The sequence below is a fragment of the Vibrio cyclitrophicus genome (assembly GCF_024347435.1).
Taxonomy (GTDB): Bacteria; Pseudomonadota; Gammaproteobacteria; order Enterobacterales; family Vibrionaceae; genus Vibrio; species Vibrio cyclitrophicus.
On record NZ_AP025481.1, the window covers coordinates 1,331,648 to 1,349,236 of the forward strand.

Genomic DNA, 17,589 nt, shown 5'->3' on the forward strand with positions numbered 1-17,589 from the left:
AGCCAAACTACTGATAGAAAAAAAGAGAGATTCCACCTAACGCAGCAAGTGTCCCGATGACACTTTGCTTCGAGATCTTTTCCCCTTTGAGCACATAGATCACCAAAATAAAGACAGGGCTGGTCGCTATTAATGTTTGTGCAATTGCTGGGTTGGCATTTTTCAACGCAACCTGCTGAAGCCACAGCGCCAAAAATGTTCCGACAAATATTGCCCCTAAAAGCCACAGCTTGTCGAATTTGGTCATCTCCCATAAATCTTTTTTCATAGACGAGTAAGGCTTACTCTCAACAAAAGGGATAATCAGCATCACGACAAACACACCTATCGTGAGGCGAATCAGCGCTCCTAACAATGGGGGAATATCACCAGCCACCAAAGCATAATGGGAAATCACTACTCCAGAAGCCTGACAAACACTCGCCACAAGCCCAAATCCAATACCACTCCATTGTGCTTTGTTTTTAGAATCGGCCTCCCCATTCACAGACTGAGACGGCTGAAAAACGACAAATGTCACGGCTAAAGTCGTGATAACAACACCGAGCCAACTTTGCAACGTCAATGCAGCACCTAAAAACATTAATGCCAATACACCAGAAAGAGGTGGAGCCAAAGATTCAAGCAACAAGGTTTTATTCGCGCCAATTCTTTTTAATGCCGCAAAATACGCGCTATCTCCAATCGCGATGCCAATGACACCAGAAATGGCCAGTATCCAAAAGTGATTCGCACTCATTTCAAACTCTGGCATTGGAATAAGGGGCATCACAAGTAACATCATGCCAGAAGCCACGACGCCTTTAACAATATTCAACTGCATCGCAGAGAAGCGATGACCGAACTGTCCGTAAATCCATGTCGCACACGCCCACACAATAGCCGCACCTATCGCGGCAAGTTCACCTATATACATCCGTATTTATCCTCAGTGATATGTATGCCATTTCAACCTAGCCTGCATGATTTCTGTTACGATGATTCGGCTAATTACGGTTTGTCATTCTGAAAATTTCATATTAACACCCACTTTTTGGCGTTAATCGAACCTAAAATTAGCCACCGACTCACCTTGCCTCTAACTGGATTTTATAAAAACCAATAACTATTATGCTCACATTAGAAGCGAACACACATTATTTTCAACTCGATAAATCATTTTTATAACAATTACTTGGATGATAGCGTAGTATATTTATAACTAATATCTAACATTACAAGGATCTGTTATGTTTTTAGACTACTTTGCGCTCGGCCTACTTATTTTCGTAGCATTAGTAATCTTTTACGGCATCATCGTTATTCACGATATTCCCTACGAAATAGCAAAAGAACGCAATCACCCTCATCAAGATGCTATTCACGTCTCAGGCTGGGTTAGCCTATTCACCTTACATGCTATTTGGCCCTTCCTTTGGATCTGGGCAACGCTATGGCGTAAAGATCGTGGCTGGGGCTTCGCTAAATTAGAAGAAGAACAACACGACATTCATCATCGTGTTGATATTTTGATCGACCAGGTTAGCACGCTTCAGGAAGAAATTGCTCAACTCAAACAGGCAAATTCCGTAGAAGTGAATACAGACAAAGTTCAAAACAACGATCAAGATCAGGAGGTTAAGTAATGGATTTACTGCTGATAATGACCTACGCGGCACTTTGTATCACTATTTTCAAAGTGTTTAATATCCCGCTAAACAAATGGACTGTACCTACCGCCGTTCTTGGTGGTGTTATCATCATAGGTACATTGATCCTATTGATGAACTACAACCACCCTTTTACTCAAATTGGTAACCAAGTTTACTCAACAACGCCGGTTGTTTCTGGTGTAAGAGGTAAAGTTATAGAAGTGCCTGTAGAGGCAAATAAACCTCTTAAGCAAGGGGATATTCTTTTCAAGATCGACCCTATTCCATTTGAAGCTGAAGTCGCACGATTAGAGGCGAAAGTAAAAGAGGCGAGCCAAGGCGCTCTCGGTATGGAATCGGAAGTAACCGAAGCCGAAGCCGCAAGAATCAAAGCCATCGCAGAGCGAGATAAAGCCCAACGTGAATTCTCTCGTTATAAACGTGGTTATGACAGTGGCGCCTTTACTGAGCAACAATTAGACACTCGCAGACAAGCTTACAAAGCATCGGAAGCCGCCGTGAAAGTGGCAGATGCAAATCTAGAACAAGCAAAAATCGCCTTGGACTCTGAAATTGGTGGCGAGAATACCGCGGTTTTGAGTTTATTGGCCGAATTGCGTAAAGCTCAGTTCGATCTAGAGCAAACCGTGGTACGAGCACCGACCGATGGTTACGTAACTCAACTTGCTCTGCGCCCTGGTGTAATGGCTGTGCCACTTCCACTAGCACCCGTTATGACTTTTGTTCACACCGAAGAACAGTTCTATACTGCAGCATTCAGACAAAACTCCTTACAACGCCTACAACCTGGTTACGAAGCAGAATTTTTGTTTAGAGCGCTACCAGGGGAAGTATTCAAAGGGCGCATTGATGAGGTGATTCCAGCTATCGGTGAGAGCCAATTCCAAGCTAGAGGCGCGCTTCTAGGTACTGATGCATTGCGTACCAGTGGTCGTGTGTTTGTTAAATTAAGCATCACCGATGATCTATCGGAATACCATTTACCTATGGGTACCGCGGTTGAAGTTGCCGTTTATTCTGACAGTTTCACTCATGTATCTATTATGCGTAAAGTGCTTATTCGTATGAAAAGTTGGCAAAATTATCTATACCTTGACCACTAAACTGTAGTGGAACAAAGAGAAAACTACTTAACACATTGTTAATATGAATGAAAAAGCCAGATCTGTTCTGGCTTTTTTGTTGCTTGATTAACCATAAAGTTGTGCTTTTTACGCCACATTAGCCTACTAAGGTGGAATTTTAGACATCTAGACACTTATCTTCCCTTATGGAAGGGTTCTACTGTATAATGCGCGCCTTATTTTTTATATTTGCCCAAAAAATGTTCTCATTGAGACGCATATTACTAATGGCGAATATTCGTTCTTTATCATGCTTTATCTTTCTGTATTCGAGGTTATCTATGAACTTTTCAGCTAAAACAGTCGTCGTTATTGCCATTGGCGCGGCGCTGTACGGCATTGGTGGTTTACCTATGTTTGGTGTCCCAGTGTTTGCGAACACGACATTGAAACCAGCAATGGCCGTCCTTGCACTGTTTTCGGTTCTATTTGGCCCTATTGTTGGCTTCTTGGTTGGTTTTATTGGCCACTGGGTTACCGACTTATTTGCAGGTTGGGGCGTATGGCTAACTTGGGTATTAGGCTCAGGTATCGTAGGTATGGTTATCGGTCTTTTCCCAATAATAACCAAAAATCGCCTTCAGCAAGGCGAGCTTCCAATGAAAGATTTTGTATTGTTCGTGATACTTGCCCTTGCAGGTAACGTTGTAGGCTATGGCTGCTCTGCGTTCCTAGACACCATCCTATACGCTGAACCGTTTACTAAAGTCTTCACTCAACTGTCTATCATCGCAGCGGGTAACACAGTTCTGATCGCTGTTGTGGGCTTCCTGATCCTAAAATCAGTCGCTAAACGCAACAAACAAAGCCGCAACCTGACTGAGGCATAAGCGATAATGACTATAGCATTTTCGAACTTCTCTTTTAGATATGAGTCGCTGGACAAACCGACGCTAAAAAATATCAATCTAAGGATAGAGAAAGGAGAGAAAATCGTCATTATTGGGCCAAGTGGTAGTGGTAAATCTACCCTAGGTCAGTGTCTCAATGGCTTGATACCTCATGCAATCAAAGGTGAGGTAACCGGCTCTTTAGAGATAAACGGCAAGAATATCTCTGAGTTTTCGATGCACGATTATACCGAGCAAGTCGGCACGGTATTACAAGATACTGACAGCCAGTTTGTAGGTTTGAGTATCGGTGAAGACATCGCTTTCGCACTCGAAAACCAGTTGATGTCGAACATTGACATGTACCCGTTAGTTAAGTCGACTGCAAAAATGGTCGATCTAGCGGACATGCTTGAACGTTCACCTCATGACCTTTCAGGTGGTCAAAAACAGCGAGTGTCCTTAGCGGGCATCTTAGTTGATGACGTTGATATATTGCTGTTCGATGAACCTCTAGCAAGCCTTGACCCGAAAACAGGTAAGGCAACGATTGAGATCATTGATCAGCTGCATAAAGAAACCAACAAGACCATCGTGATTATCGAGCACCGCCTTGAGGATGTCCTGCATCGCGATATCGATCGCGTGATCTTAATGGAACGTGGTGAAATCGTCGCTGACACGACACCCGATGAAATCTTAGCTTCTGAATTACTTGATACACACGGTATTCGTGAACCGCTTTACTTGTCGGCGCTTAAGGCGGCGAAAGCCCCACTAACCTGCGAAGATAAGCTGTCAAACCTCAAAGCTTTAGACTACAAAAGGTTCCGCCCTGCTGTTCAAGCTTGGTTTGCTGAGCGCCCTGCCCCAGTAGCAGATAAGCAATATCCACCTTTACTTGAAGTTCATGGTCTGACTTATTCTTACGACGGCGAGAAAAACGCACTCGAAGATGTGAGCTTCAAGATTGGCAAAGGTGAGTTTGTTTCGATTCTAGGCAAAAACGGTTCGGGTAAATCTACCATAACCAAACTCATCATGGGTGTGATCGATGCCGATTCAGGCTCTTCCTATCTAAATGGTGAAGACCTATCTGAACTTTCTATCTTTGAAAGAAGCCAGAAAGTCGGTGTCGTGATGCAGAACCCAAATCATATGATCTCGCATCATATGATTTTTGATGAGATTGCTTTTGGTCTTCGTAACCGCAACATTGCAGAAGAACTGATCACAGAAAAAGTAGAGCATGTTCTTGAGTTGTGTGGGCTGAGTAAGTTCCGCCATTGGCCGATCGAAGCACTAAGCTACGGCCAGAAAAAACGTGTAACCATCGCTTCTATCTTAGTGTTGGAACCTGAACTTCTCATCTTGGATGAACCAACAGCTGGCCAAGATTACCGAAACTACACGTCAATGTTAGCGTTCATCCAAAAACTCAACCGCGACCTAGGTATCACCGTTGTGATCATTTCACACGACATGCACCTCGTTTTAGAATACACCACGCGTTCAATTGTGATTGCAGACAGCAGACTCATCGCTAATGCGGCGATGACAGAAGTATTTAGCCAACCATCACTTCTAGAACGCGCAAATCTTTGTACCACCAGCATTTATGAACTCGCGACCATGATGAAAATCGACGATACTAATGCGTTCATGCAATACTTCATCGACTACGAGAGAAGTGCTCAATGAACGCATCAAAAGTAAAATTCGGCATCAATTACATTGATACAAAATCACCGCTTCACGCACTCAACGGCATCACCAAATTTGCACTCTTCTTGGCTTGGGTAACCGTGGTGTTAACTACGTTTGACCTAAGATTGATTACGCTGCTTATTGTGACTGGTTTATACCTGTTGAAGCTTACCAATGTCCCTGTACGCGTGTATAAGCCTTTGTTATTGGGTACGGCGAGTGTATTAAGCCTAAATGCTTTATTCATGTACCTCCTTGCGCCACAGCAAGGTACTGAGCTTATCGGTAGCGAGAACATATTGTTAACGCTACCTGGCAACTACTCGTTAAGCCAAGAGACCCTGTTTTACTTAGTCACGGTAACGCTTAAATACATGAGCATGTTCCCGGTTGCGTTGATATTCGTATTTACTACGCATCCAACTGAATTTGCTGCCAGCCTCAACCGTATCGGTGTTCCTTACAAAATAGCTTATGCGGTGAGCTTAACGCTACGTTACTTGCCAGAAGTTAAGAAAGATTTCGTCAATATCATGCACGCCCAACAGGCTCGTGGTGTAGAGCTTTCGAAGAAAGCGCCCCTAATTACTCGAATCAAAAATGTAGCTAAGGTCCTAGGCCCGCTTATTTTCTCTAGCTTGGACCGCGCAGACGAGATATCTAATGCAATGACGTTGCGAGGTTTTGGTCGACACAAAGCGCGTACTTGGTATAGCTATGCACCTTTGAAACGTGTCGATTTTGTTTGTTTAGCCGTTATCGCATTAGTCGTAATACTCGCCATCACAAAGCGAGTACTTGAAGAGCAGCTGTTCTGGTACCCTTTCTAGCCTTGCAAAGTCATAAGATAACACTGTTAAAAAATCAAAGGCCACTTAGTTAAGTGGCCTTTTTTCACACTAAACAGTAGTTTATGTATAAATTATCGATTAATTATATCTTTTTATGCGTAATTTTTTGTTTTTTAAGGTCTATTACGGAATATTTTGTTAACATCCTCAATCCGTAATTTCTATACAGAATGTCACACCTAATGTGGGATTTATAATGGCTCGAATAACTCAATTACAGAAACTAGAAAATCAAAAAAACTACGATGAAATCGTATTGAACCTTTTTCTGGCTGAAGGACATGAAGCTCTAACTTATGCAAGGATTGCTCAGGAAATTGGCATTAGTTTAACAACGCTTCAGGGCTATTATCCATCGACACGTGCTATCCGAACAGTGCTTCACAAGCACATGTTATCGATTGTTATAGAAAACCTAGACTTCGCTTCGGAAGAGGTCTTTCTTCAATCATGGCAAAATGCTTTAGACAATGAACAATTCCGATACGTTATCAAACTGATGTTTTTTCATGCCTCACAGGTCAAAAGTCCCGAAGCATTCAATGTCAGTTCAGATGGTCTGTTTCGCGAAAAAATGCTGAATAGCTTCGGGACCGACTCTGCTCGCATCCTTGAAACGGTAATAGGACGTTCAATGTTCTACCTAACTAACCTTGGAACACCATCAAATTAGTTTCGAAGCAATAAAAATGGGAGCTTAAAGCTCCCATTTTTTTATTTTAACAATCGGTTAATTCAGTTTATAAAAAACCGTCGATAACGGTGGTAGGCGTAGCTCAATCGATGTGTCTAGCCCTTCGCTTTCTACTGATTCAATCTCAGCGACTTTCTTCACTTCAAAACCGCTACCTGCGTAATCAACCGAGTCTGTATTCAACAATAGTGAATACTTCCCTTTTGCTGGAACACCTAATCGGAAATGCTCGTGAGGGACTGGTGTAAAGTTAGAAACTACCAATACACGCTCACCTGACTCACTGATACGCTCATGCGCAAGAATGCTCGCTTCTGCAGAATCTTGTAGACGCCATTCAAAGCCTTTCGGGTCAAAATCAAGGTCATGCATTGCAGCTTCAGAGCGGTATAGGTTATTCAGGTCTCTGGTTAAGCGCTGAACACCTTGATGACGATCGTAATCCAGCAAGAACCATTGCAGTTGATCATCGTGGTTCCATTCAGCCGTCTGACCAAATTCAGCACCCATGAAATTCAACTTCTTACCTGGCTGTGCATACATGTAACCCATATAAGCACGTAAGTTGGCTGTTTGTTGCCATTCATCACCAGGCATCTTGTTGTGGATAGACCCCTTACCGTAAACCACCTCATCGTGTGACAAAGATAATACATAATTTTCACTGTGTGCGTAGACCAGCGGGAAAGTAATCGTATCGTGGTGATATTTACGGTTAATCGGGTCCTCTTGGATGTAAGATAAACTGTCGTGCATCCAGCCCATATTCCACTTAAAGCCGAAGCCTAAGCCGCCCATAAAGGTCGGTGCCGAAACACCAGGGAAAGCAGTCGATTCTTCAGCAATCGTCATCGCATTCGGGAAGTGTTTATAAACTTCTTCGTTCATCCACTTAAGGGTAGCAATGGCGTCATAGTTTTCGTTGCCGCCATCTGCGTTCGGAATCCATTGGTCATGGCTACGCGAATAATCGAGATACAGCATCGAAGCAACCGCATCAACACGGATGCCATCGATATGGAATTGTTCGAACCAGTACAAAGCGTTTGCTACCAAGAAACGACGAACATGCTCTTTGCCTAAATCATAAATGTACGAGTTCCAGTCTTGATGCCAACCACGACGTGGATCTGGATCGTGGAACAATGGCGTACCATCGAAGTTTGCTAGGCCGTGATCATCACTTGGGAAGTGAGCAGGAACCCAATCTAGTACCACACCTAAGCCAGCTTGGTGACATTGGTCGACAAAGTATTTGAAATCATCAGGAGATCCAAAACGACTAGTCGGTGCAAATAGACCAACAGGTTGATAACCCCAAGAACCGTAGAATGGGTGCTCTGAAACTGGCATTAGCTCAACGTGTGTGTAGCCAAGATCCGTCAAGTATGGAATTAGCTCTGCCGCAAGCTCGCGATAATTTAAGAACTCTCCTTCGGCGTTACGCTTCCAAGAACCTGCATGCAGTTCATAGAACGAAAGTGCTTCTTTGCGCTTTTGCGTAACAGGGCGATTCTGCCATTGACTATCTTGCCACTCGTAACGAGCGTGGTCGTAAGTCACTGATGAGAACGATGGGTATTGCTCTGAGTAGAAGCCCCATGGGTCAGCTTTATGTGGTAAGCCTTCACCATTTGGCCCTTTTAATTCAAACTTGTATTGAGCGCCTTCTTCCAGTTCAGGAATGAATAGGCCCCACATACCGTAATCTAGGCGTTGCATTGGGTGGCGACGACCATCCCAAGCGTTGAAGTTACCCACCAAACTTGCCGCCGTTGCATGCGGTGCATACACCAAGAAACGCGTACCTGAAATCGTCTGTTCATCACGCTCTAGCGTAATAAACTGAGCCCCCATGTGATGATACATATCTTTAGGTGTATGAAGATCTTCATAACTCGCGTACAGATCGTGGTACTGGTATGGATCATCGATGATCTGCTCTACCCCAGCCCAATCAACCGCAAGTTTATAGTGAGTGAAACGTAGGTCTCTTTTTTGCTTAAGGATGAAGCCACTTTCACCCTCTCGCGCTAACTCAATACGAGGTTCCTTTCCAACGATCAACTCTACTTTATCTGCCCCTGGAATCCATACTCTTAATGCACCTTGATCTGAAGGTAAGTACGGCCCTAAAAACGCAAACGGGTCAGTGAAACAAGCCTGTGATAGTTGGGTATATATTTGTTTTTGCTTTGAAATCGAACTTAGTTCCAAAACGTTTCTCCCTAACCAAACATCCAAAAAATATAATACAAAAATGCCCGCTATTAGTGCGGGCAATATAACGACAATTTATTCTACCAGATGAGCATTCATTATTGAGTGACCGAGGTTGTAGTTTCGTACGCCGTAAGCAAAAAACCACTTATTTTCAAGTCACTCAACGTCATTACTTACCTGCTTTTTCTCGAACGTCTGTCAGCTTAGAAGCGATACGATTGACGCCTTCATGAGCGAAAATTTCGTCCAAGTTCATGGATAGTTTACGACGCCAGTTCGGGTATTCATCTACAGTGCCAGGGATGTTTACTGGCTTGTCCATCTCTAACCAATCTTCCAACTGAACACTCAATAATGTTGAACCACCAGCTGCAACGTGTAGTTGAAGTGCTTCAGCAAGATAAGAGTCCATCGGTACTTGGCTTGCATCACGACCAACACCTTCAGGTAAGAAGCCATGCCATGCCACTGAATCTAAGATACCTTGTTTGCACTCCAGACGGTCATCGAACAAGGTTTCTAGCTGTTCTGCATCTGGGTATAAACCAATCTCTTGACCCATTTTCAAGTCATCACAGTGCCAGAAGCCGCGAAGCGTTGGCATATCGTGAGTACACAATGCTGCCATCGATTGTGGTGCGTAGTGTTTCGGTGAAATGAAACCACCATCGTCTTCCGATGTTTCGAAGAAGAACACTTTGTAAGAATGTACGCCCGCATCCGCTAGGATATCAACGATTTCGTCTGGCACGGTGCCTAAATCTTCACCGATAACGCTGCATTGGTAACGGTGAGATTCAAGCGCCAGAATCGAAAGCATATCTTGCACTGGGTAGTAGATGTACGCGCCTTGGGTTGCGTTCTCACCTTTTGGAATCCACCATAAACGCAGCAGACCTAAAACGTGATCAATACGAAGTGCACCACAATGTTTCATGTTGGCACGAAGCAATTTAATGTACGCGTCGTAGCTGGTTTCTTGAAGTACTTCAGGGTTCAGCGGTGGTAAACCCCAGTTTTGACCTAAAGGACCAAGAACATCCGGTGGAGCACCGATACTCGCATCCATCACTAGGTTGCCTTCATCTGCCCACGTTTCGCTACCTGAATCCGCAACGCCTACCGCTAAGTCACGGTACAGGCCAACAGCCATCCCCTTCTCTTCTGCAAGAGACTGGGCATCGTTGATTTGGCAATCCGCTAACCATTGCAGGTACATGTACAGATGAACGTTTTCTAGGTTCTCTTTGATGTATTTCTGTGTTGCTGGGCTTTCGAATGTGCGGTATTTCTCAGGGAATACAGGCCAGCCCCACATACCTGAATCTTCAGCATGTAACTCACCATGCAGAGCATCAAACGCCGCTTGATGCATCAGGCTTTCACCGCCTTCTTCAACAAACGCTAAGAACGCTTGTGCACGATCGCTGTTTTTATCTAAATGACGAGTCTTAAATTCTGCGAATAACAGAGGCAAGATGCTCATCTTAAGCTCGGACACTTCAGTGTAATTCACCCAGTGTGCTTCACGAGCTTTCTGTAGGCGCTGTTGGAATTCAGCACTGCCTACCGTTTGTTGTGCTTCAGCACTTAACGCGAATTCAGGTACTGAGCTCACATCAATGTATAATATGTTCAACCAACGACGTGAGGACGGGCTGTATGGGCTCGCGCCTTCTGGGTTCGCTGGGAATAATGAGTGGATTGGGTTTAGACCAACAAAATCACCACCGCGAGACGCGATATCGGCAACAAGTTGTTTTAGATCGCCAAAATCACCAATGCCCCAGTTGTGCTGAGTTCTGAGAGTGTAGAGTTGAACGCTTGGTCCCCAAAGCTTTTTGCCTTGCTCGATTAGTGATTGCTTGAAACACGCTTTTGGCGTAATGATTAATGTCATCTCGTAAGGCTTCTTACGGCGCTTACGGCTCACAATTAGCTTGTGGTAACCCCATGCCAAATCACTTGGCAATGCAAACACTAAAGGGCCACCCTCTGCACGCTCATCACGAACGACTTGAGATTGAAGATAGCCTTCAAGTACCTCTCCTTGCTCGGTTTCTAAGCGCCAGCTGAACTCACTTTCACGAGCACTTACACCTAGATTAAGCGCCACTTCTACTGGCTCACCGTCACGCAAGACAAGAACTGGGTCTAGTACATCTTTTTTGTGTTTTCTTTCTGCTGATTTTAGCAGTGCATCATCGCTGCTTGTATCGTAGCCCAATGAAGCCAATAGAGACGTAATCGTCTCGTCTGATACTTGTGCTTCATCGCCCCACGCACTAACGTAACTGTCGGCAATATTTGCCATTTCTGCGACTTGTTTTAATACGGTCTGTTCTTTCATCGCTCTCTCCGAAAACGTTCTAACGCTTTCAATTTTGTAGGGTTGTTATTTAATCTGTTGTTCATCAATCAGCTTGTGAACGATTCAGTTTATAAGCCGTTAATTTGAAACTACTGGCTTGTGCACAAGTCAATTGAGCCAAGGCAGAAACTGCCTTGGCTGCTTTTGGGTTTATTAACGGTTAACCGCTTCAAGTTTCCAAATATTATTCACGTAGTCGCGGATTGAGCGGTCTGATGTGAACTTACCAACCAATGCTGTGTTAAGAATTGCTTTCTTAGCCCAACCGGCTTGGTCTTTGTACTGCTTGCCCATGTCTTCATGTGCTTTCACATAAGATGCGAAGTCAGCAAGACATAGGTATGGGTCACCACCGTCTAGCAGGCTATCAAACGTTGCACGCAGGAGGCCTGGTTGACCTGGAGAGAACTCATCGCCTGTCAGTAGGTCTAGAGAAGCTTTCAGTAGTGGGTCAGCATTGTAGTAGTCGTAAGGGTTATAACCTTGAGCTTGCAACGCCACAACACCATCAACGTCTAGGCCGAAGATGTAGATATTTTCATCGCCAACTTCTTCACGAATCTCAACGTTTGCACCATCCATCGTACCGATAGTTAGAGCACCGTTTAGAGCCATCTTCATGTTGCCCGTACCTGATGCTTCTTTACCAGCTAATGAAATTTGCTGAGAAACGTCTGCTGCTGGAATGATGATTTCAGCCATGCTCACTCGGTAGTCAGGGATGAATACCACTTTCAACTTGTTGCCGATACGAGGATCGTTGTTAATCTTCTCTGCAATCTTGTTAACCGCAAAGATGATTTCTTTGGCTAGGTGATAACCTGGAGCTGCTTTCGCTGCGAAGAAACATACACGTGGCTCACACTCGAAACCAGGTTCGTTTAGAATACGGTGGTACAGAGATAGAATGTGTAGCAAGTCTAGGTGCTGACGCTTGTATTCGTGTAGACGCTTGATTTGCACGTCGAAGATAGCGTTAGTATCTAGCTCGATACCCATGTTTTCTTGAACCCAATCAGCAAGACGCTGTTTGTTTTCTTTCTTAACAGCCATGAATTCTTTTTGGAATTTCGCGTCTGTTGCAAACTTAGCGATGCCTTCTAGCTGCTCAAGTTTTGCAGGCCACTCAGTACCGATCTTACCTGTGATTAACGTAGATAGACCTGGGTTACAGAACTTCAACCAACGACGTGGCGTGATGCCGTTCGTTACGTTAGTCAATTTGCCAGGGAAGATTTCGTTGAACTCAGGGAACAAGTCTTTCTTAACCAGTTGTGAGTGAAGTGCAGCTACACCGTTTACTTTGTAAGAACCAATCACACATAGGTTTGCCATGCGAACCATACGGTGGAAACCTTCTTGAATGATAGAAAGCTTCGCTTGTTTCTCACCATCACCAGGCCACATCTTGCGAACTTCTTGCATGAAGCGGTGGTTAATTTCAAAAATAATTTCCATGTGACGTGGAAGAAGACGATTGATCAAAGATTCAGACCAAGTCTCTAGTGCTTCTGGAAGCAGTGTGTGGTTCGTGTACGCGAACGTGTGAGCACTGATTTCCCAAGCTTGGTCCCAAGTTAAACCTTTCTCATCGATCAGGATGCGCATCAATTCAGGGATAGCGATAGTTGGGTGCGTATCGTTCAGTTGAATCGTTTCTTGTTTAGGAAGGTCTTCTAGAGAGAAACCTGCTGCTTCGTGACGACGTAGAATATCGCGAACAGACGCTGCTGAGTGGAAGTACTGCTGCATTAGACGCAGAGTCTTACCTTTCTCGTGGTTGTCATTCGGGTAAAGTACTTTAGTGATGTTACCTGCATCGATTAGCGAGTGTTGCGCTTCGAAGTAGTCACCGTTGTTAAAGCTTGCTAGTGAGAATGGTGCAATTGCCTGACATTCCCAAAGACGCAGCGGGTAAACCGTGTTTGACTCGTAACCTACGATAGGTAGATCCCAAGGCATTGCTTTTACTTCCATACCCGGAACCCAAGTACGAACTTCTTTACCGTCGATGTATTCAACTTCTACATGACCGTAAAAACCAATGTGTTGTGCTAGTTCTGGACGAGCCACTTCCCATGGGTAACCTTCAACACCACGCCATGCGTCAGGTGCTTCTTGTTGACGACCGTCTTGGAAAGACTGTTTGAATAGACCATATTCGTAGTGAAGACCGTAGCCTACTGTTGGGTATTCTTGAGCGGCACAAGAATCCATGAAACAAGCAGCTAGACGACCAAGGCCACCATTACCTAGTGATGGATCGCGTTCTTCTTCTAGAAGATCCGTTAGGTTTTGACCTAGCTCTTCCATTGCATGAGTGATCTGTTCGTACAGACCCATGCTGATCAGGTTATTACCGGTTAAACGACCAATCAAAAACTCTAGTGAAAGGTAGTTAACGCTCTTCGCGTTCTTAATTTTTTCGTCATTTTCAGTTTCTAACAGATCAAATGTTGTGAGTTCTGCTAGCGCACGCCCCATTGCTAGGTACCATGCGCGGCTATCTGCGTTTTCAATCGTTGTTGCGTAGGTTGCAGATAAATGCTTCTTAACGCTTTCTTGGAACGACACTTTATCGAAAGTTTTTTGCTGAGTTGGTTTCATTTCAGAAATCTCGCTTTTAATAGTTCTAATTCATCTGTGACATATCGTGCATGGTCACCATTAACTAAACATCCTCCCGCCCGTACGACTAACTAGGAGTAGATGAGAGGGCGTAGGGGGCGTACCGACATGGGGTTAGTGATCTGACTCTCATGTTCTGACTTAGAACAAAAACTTGGAGTGACTGAGATCACAAGGTCCCGTTCGATAACTTAACTTCAATTGATGTGACTTTTATTTAACCCATTTGAAGTTATTGCCAAATCTGATATTTAGATCACGAAAAAATTTCTCTCGTCTCATCTTTTACATAAAATCTTGTACAGGGGAGGACAAGGTCACATTAAAAAAACGCCCCACTAAGTGAGATATGTCACAAATAAAGGGCGTAGAACATCAAAAACCTGCAGGAGTGCAAGGTTTCTGAGGAGGATCATAGTCGGTATCGTTTGGCATCACGTACTATGACTGAAGACTTAAGTAATCAGGCGAATGTCATTGGACATGTACTCAACGATAGATTGAGATAATCCATAGCATAAGCCACGGAATAGGTGAAAAACTTAAACATGTGGATCCCTTCGAAACTGACTCGTCCCGGCCGCCTACATAACGCAATCTTGCGACCGAGAGTTCTCGATCTGCTACAACATGCAGATTGCTATAAGCTAGTATTGTTTCGCTCTCCAGCGGGATACGGCAAAACCACCATGGCTGCGCAGTGGCTGGTAGATAAACCCAATGTAGGTTGGTACAGCATCGATGATAGTGACAACGATGCATTCCGGTTCATCAACTACCTCCTACAATCACTCAATAAAGCGACTCAAAATGCCTGTCCTAACGCCCAAAAATTGGCAGAAAAACGACAGTTTTCATCACTGCATTCTTTATTAAGTGAAGTGTTTGCTGAGATGTCTGAATTCCATCACGAATGTTTCCTGGTGCTGGATGACTATCACTTGGTTAATAATGATGACATTCATGAAGCGATGCGCTTTTTCCTCAAACACATGCCCGACAATTTAACGCTTGTGGTAACCAGTCGTGGTACACCACCACTTGGCACAGCAAACCTGCGCGTTCGTGACTTAATGATCGAATTAGGTAATGACTCGCTGGCGTTTGATACCGAAGAAACCACACGCTTTTTCAATCAACGTGTTGCCGATGGCATTGATGACACAACGGCAGACAGTATTTGTAGCTATGTAGAAGGTTGGCCTTCTGCACTGCAACTTATCGCGCTTCAAGCACAACACCAAAAACGCACACTTGCCCAATCAGCCGAGTCGTTCTCTCACTTTAACCATGCCCACCTTTGGGACTATTTGGTTGAAGAAGTGTTCGATCTATTAGACAAAGAAACTCGACACTTCTTAATGCAATGTTCTGTGCTTGATCACTTCAATGACGAATTAGTCTGCGCACTGACACAACGTGAAGACGCACTCGGAATGATTGAATCACTCAACCGTTTTGGCTTATTCATCTACCCGCTTGAGGGCGAAAAAAACTGGTACCGCTTCCATAATCTGTTTGGTGAATTTCTAGCACACGAACGTCAGGCGCGAATTCCTCAGCAAGAAGCTGAATTGCATCGAAGTGCCGCTAAAGCGTGGATCAAACAGAAAACGCCTCACCAAGCACTACGACATGCACAACGTGCTGAAGACCCGGACCTGATCATTCAAATTCTTACAGAGCACGGCTGGCCGATGTTCAACCAAGGTGAGTTGTCTTCGTTAGAAATGGCGATCAAGCAACTGACCACCGATCAGCTTTACAGCGAGCCTAAGCTATCAATGCTGCGCGCGTGGCTTGCACAAAGCCAGCACCGCTATGATCAAGTGGGTACTTTGTTGGAAGAGGCTGAAACTCAATATCAAGATCGAAACATCGAGCTCGATACTCAACAACAAGGCCAATACAATGCCTTGCGCGCCCAAGTCGCCATCAACAGTAATGAACCTGAAAAAGCATTAGAACTTGCTGAACTTTCGTTGAGTCAGTTAAACACAACAGTTTATCGTAGCCGCATTGTAGCAACCTCGGTTGTTGGTGAAGTGAATCACGTAATGGGCAACCTCAGTCGTGCGTTACCAATGATGCAACAAACAGAGAAACTCGCGCGCCAATATCAGGTTTACCATCAAGCCTTGTGGGCCATTCTGCAACAGAGTGAAATTTTGATTGCTCAAGGCTACGTTCAAGCGGCGTTCGAACTGCAAGACAGTGCGTTCAAATTGATCGAAGAGCATCAATTACAATACGTACCTCTACATGAGTTTCTATTGCGTGTACGTGCCCAGATATTCTGGTGTTGGAACCGATTAGATGAAGCAGAAGAGTGTTGCTACAAAGGTTTAGATATTCTTGGTCACCATTCACCAAGTAAGCACCTGCACAGCTATTCAATGCTGGCTCGTATTTCACTGAGCCGTGGAGAGATTGATAAAGCATCAAAGTTTATCGACCAAATTCAACACCTATTACGCCAATCCACCTACCATGTAGACTGGACGGCGAACGCTTCTCTTTCTCTGATCCTATTTTGGCAAGTAAAAGGCGATAAAGAAGCCATTCGTGATTGGTTAAATGTGGCGGTTCGACCTGAATCAGCGAGTAACCACTTCTGTCAGCTTCAATGGAGAAACATTGTTCGCGCTCATATCATCCTTGAGCAATACGAAGACGCAGAAGAAGCATTGGCATTCTTGAAGAGTGAAGCTCAACGCTCTCACCTTGTGACGGATACCAACCGAAACTTAATCGTGGAAGCGGTACTGCGCACCCAAATTAACGACGAAGACAGTGCTCGCGTACTTCTTGAAGAAGCCTTACACATGACTAACCAAACCGGTATGGTTGGTAACTTCTTAGTAGACGGTGGCACAATTGGTCATATCTTAGATAAGTTGAGCAACAAGCCGGGCTTAGGTGATTTAGAACGTCATCGTGCGCAGCAGATTATGAAAGATATCTCGACGACTCAGCGTAGCCGATCGGTTCACTTCGATGAAGACTTTGTTGAGAATTTGGTTAATCACCCTAATATCCCGGAGCTTGTGCGTACTAGCCCACTCACTCAACGTGAATGGCAGGTGCTTGGCCTGATCTATTCTGGATTCAGTAATGAACAGATCGCTCAAGAGCTCGATGTAGCAGGGACCACCATCAAAACACACATTCGAAATCTTTATCAAAAGCTCAATATTGCCAACCGTAAAGAAGCAATCAGTACTGCCGAGAACTTGCTGCAGTTAATGGGGTATTAAAGCGGATTCGAGATTCGAGATTCGAGATTCGAGATTCGAGATAAAGCATAAGCTAGTCACCCATAGTGGCTGGCTTTTTTTTCTTTGCATGAAGGAAATAGCAGGAAGAAATCACAGATAACCAAACGACAGATAAAAAAATAGCCAACCGCAATAATCGCGATTGGCTCTATATATTTGTGAACAAATCAATAGGTTCACTAACAACGTCAGTTGGCTAGGTGACCCTCGGCTTAAGAAGGGTCAAGTACT

The 17,589-nt window shown here is 44.3% G+C and carries 11 protein-coding genes; 7 read left to right on the plus strand and 4 right to left on the minus strand.

Annotated elements, in window-relative coordinates; all coding sequences use genetic code 11:
* Positions 1–7 precede the first annotated feature (7 nt).
* Positions 8–916 carry a DMT family transporter gene (locus OCW38_RS20685; RefSeq protein ID WP_010431578.1) on the minus strand — a complete coding sequence of 303 codons (909 nt, stop codon included), beginning with the start codon at positions 914–916 and terminating at the stop codon, positions 8–10.
* A 313-nt stretch (positions 917–1,229) separates the two neighbouring features.
* On the opposite strand from OCW38_RS20685, the gene OCW38_RS20690 reads away from it, so the two are divergent.
* From OCW38_RS20690 to OCW38_RS20715, 6 genes are all read left to right on the plus strand, one after another.
* Positions 1,230–1,625, plus strand: a complete 396-nt coding sequence (locus OCW38_RS20690; RefSeq protein ID WP_010431581.1) for a DUF3302 domain-containing protein — start codon at positions 1,230–1,232, stop codon at positions 1,623–1,625.
* Entirely contained in the window at positions 1,625–2,755 is a 1,131-nt protein-coding gene (locus OCW38_RS20695; protein ID WP_016767392.1) for an HlyD family secretion protein, read from the plus strand. Before OCW38_RS20690 ends, OCW38_RS20695 begins: the two co-directional genes overlap by 1 nt.
* A gap of 302 nt (positions 2,756–3,057) precedes the next feature.
* Positions 3,058–3,606 (plus strand): ECF-type riboflavin transporter substrate-binding protein, encoded by a 549-nt coding sequence (locus OCW38_RS20700; protein WP_010431596.1) that lies wholly within the window; start codon positions 3,058–3,060, stop codon positions 3,604–3,606.
* A 6-nt stretch (positions 3,607–3,612) separates the two neighbouring features.
* Positions 3,613–5,307, plus strand: a complete 1,695-nt coding sequence (locus OCW38_RS20705) for an ABC transporter ATP-binding protein (RefSeq protein ID WP_010431598.1) — start codon at positions 3,613–3,615, stop codon at positions 5,305–5,307.
* Positions 5,304–6,143, plus strand: a complete 840-nt coding sequence (locus OCW38_RS20710; RefSeq protein ID WP_016793217.1) for an energy-coupling factor transporter transmembrane component T family protein — start codon at positions 5,304–5,306, stop codon at positions 6,141–6,143. The genes OCW38_RS20705 and OCW38_RS20710 overlap by 4 nt, the downstream gene beginning before the upstream one ends.
* Positions 6,144–6,360: 217 nt before the next feature.
* Positions 6,361–6,837 carry a TetR/AcrR family transcriptional regulator gene (locus OCW38_RS20715; protein ID WP_010431603.1) on the plus strand — a complete coding sequence of 159 codons (477 nt, stop codon included), beginning with the start codon at positions 6,361–6,363 and terminating at the stop codon, positions 6,835–6,837.
* 57 nt (positions 6,838–6,894) lie between these two features.
* Here OCW38_RS20715 and glgB read toward each other — a convergent pair whose 3' ends face one another.
* From glgB to OCW38_RS20730, 3 genes are all read right to left on the minus strand, one after another.
* Complete coding sequence (gene glgB / locus OCW38_RS20720; protein ID WP_016784322.1) at positions 6,895–9,075, minus strand: 1,4-alpha-glucan branching protein GlgB; 2,181 nt, start codon at positions 9,073–9,075, stop codon at positions 6,895–6,897.
* Positions 9,076–9,250: 175 nt separating this feature from the next.
* Positions 9,251–11,431: a 4-alpha-glucanotransferase gene (gene malQ, locus OCW38_RS20725; RefSeq protein WP_016767391.1), complete on the minus strand. Its 2,181-nt coding sequence runs from the start codon at positions 11,429–11,431 to the stop codon at positions 9,251–9,253.
* A 174-nt stretch (positions 11,432–11,605) separates the two neighbouring features.
* Positions 11,606–14,059: a glycogen/starch/alpha-glucan phosphorylase gene (locus OCW38_RS20730; protein WP_010431613.1), complete on the minus strand. Its 2,454-nt coding sequence runs from the start codon at positions 14,057–14,059 to the stop codon at positions 11,606–11,608.
* Between the two features lie 569 nt (positions 14,060–14,628).
* Between OCW38_RS20730 and malT the strand changes: the two genes are divergently transcribed.
* Complete coding sequence (gene malT, locus OCW38_RS20735; protein ID WP_010431616.1) at positions 14,629–17,337, plus strand: HTH-type transcriptional regulator MalT; 2,709 nt, start codon at positions 14,629–14,631, stop codon at positions 17,335–17,337.
* The last annotated feature ends 252 nt before the right edge of the window (positions 17,338–17,589 follow it).

Excerpts from the sequence above, each read along its gene's own strand:
- OCW38_RS20705 (WP_010431598.1), top strand. The coding sequence starts at position 3,613 with ATGACTATAGCATTTTCGAACTTCTCTTTTAGATATGAGTCGCTGGAC.
- OCW38_RS20695 (WP_016767392.1), top strand. The coding sequence starts at position 1,625 with ATGGATTTACTGCTGATAATGACCTACGCGGCACTTTGTATCACTATT.
- malT (WP_010431616.1), top strand. The coding sequence starts at position 14,629 with ATGTGGATCCCTTCGAAACTGACTCGTCCCGGCCGCCTACATAACGCA.
- OCW38_RS20730 (WP_010431613.1), bottom strand. The coding sequence starts at position 14,059 with ATGAAACCAACTCAGCAAAAAACTTTCGATAAAGTGTCGTTCCAAGAA.
- OCW38_RS20700 (WP_010431596.1), top strand. The coding sequence starts at position 3,058 with ATGAACTTTTCAGCTAAAACAGTCGTCGTTATTGCCATTGGCGCGGCG.
- OCW38_RS20685 (WP_010431578.1), bottom strand. The coding sequence starts at position 916 with ATGTATATAGGTGAACTTGCCGCGATAGGTGCGGCTATTGTGTGGGCG.
- OCW38_RS20710 (WP_016793217.1), top strand. The coding sequence starts at position 5,304 with ATGAACGCATCAAAAGTAAAATTCGGCATCAATTACATTGATACAAAA.
- malQ (WP_016767391.1), bottom strand. The coding sequence starts at position 11,431 with ATGAAAGAACAGACCGTATTAAAACAAGTCGCAGAAATGGCAAATATT.
- OCW38_RS20690 (WP_010431581.1), top strand. The coding sequence starts at position 1,230 with ATGTTTTTAGACTACTTTGCGCTCGGCCTACTTATTTTCGTAGCATTA.
- OCW38_RS20715 (WP_010431603.1), top strand. The coding sequence starts at position 6,361 with ATGGCTCGAATAACTCAATTACAGAAACTAGAAAATCAAAAAAACTAC.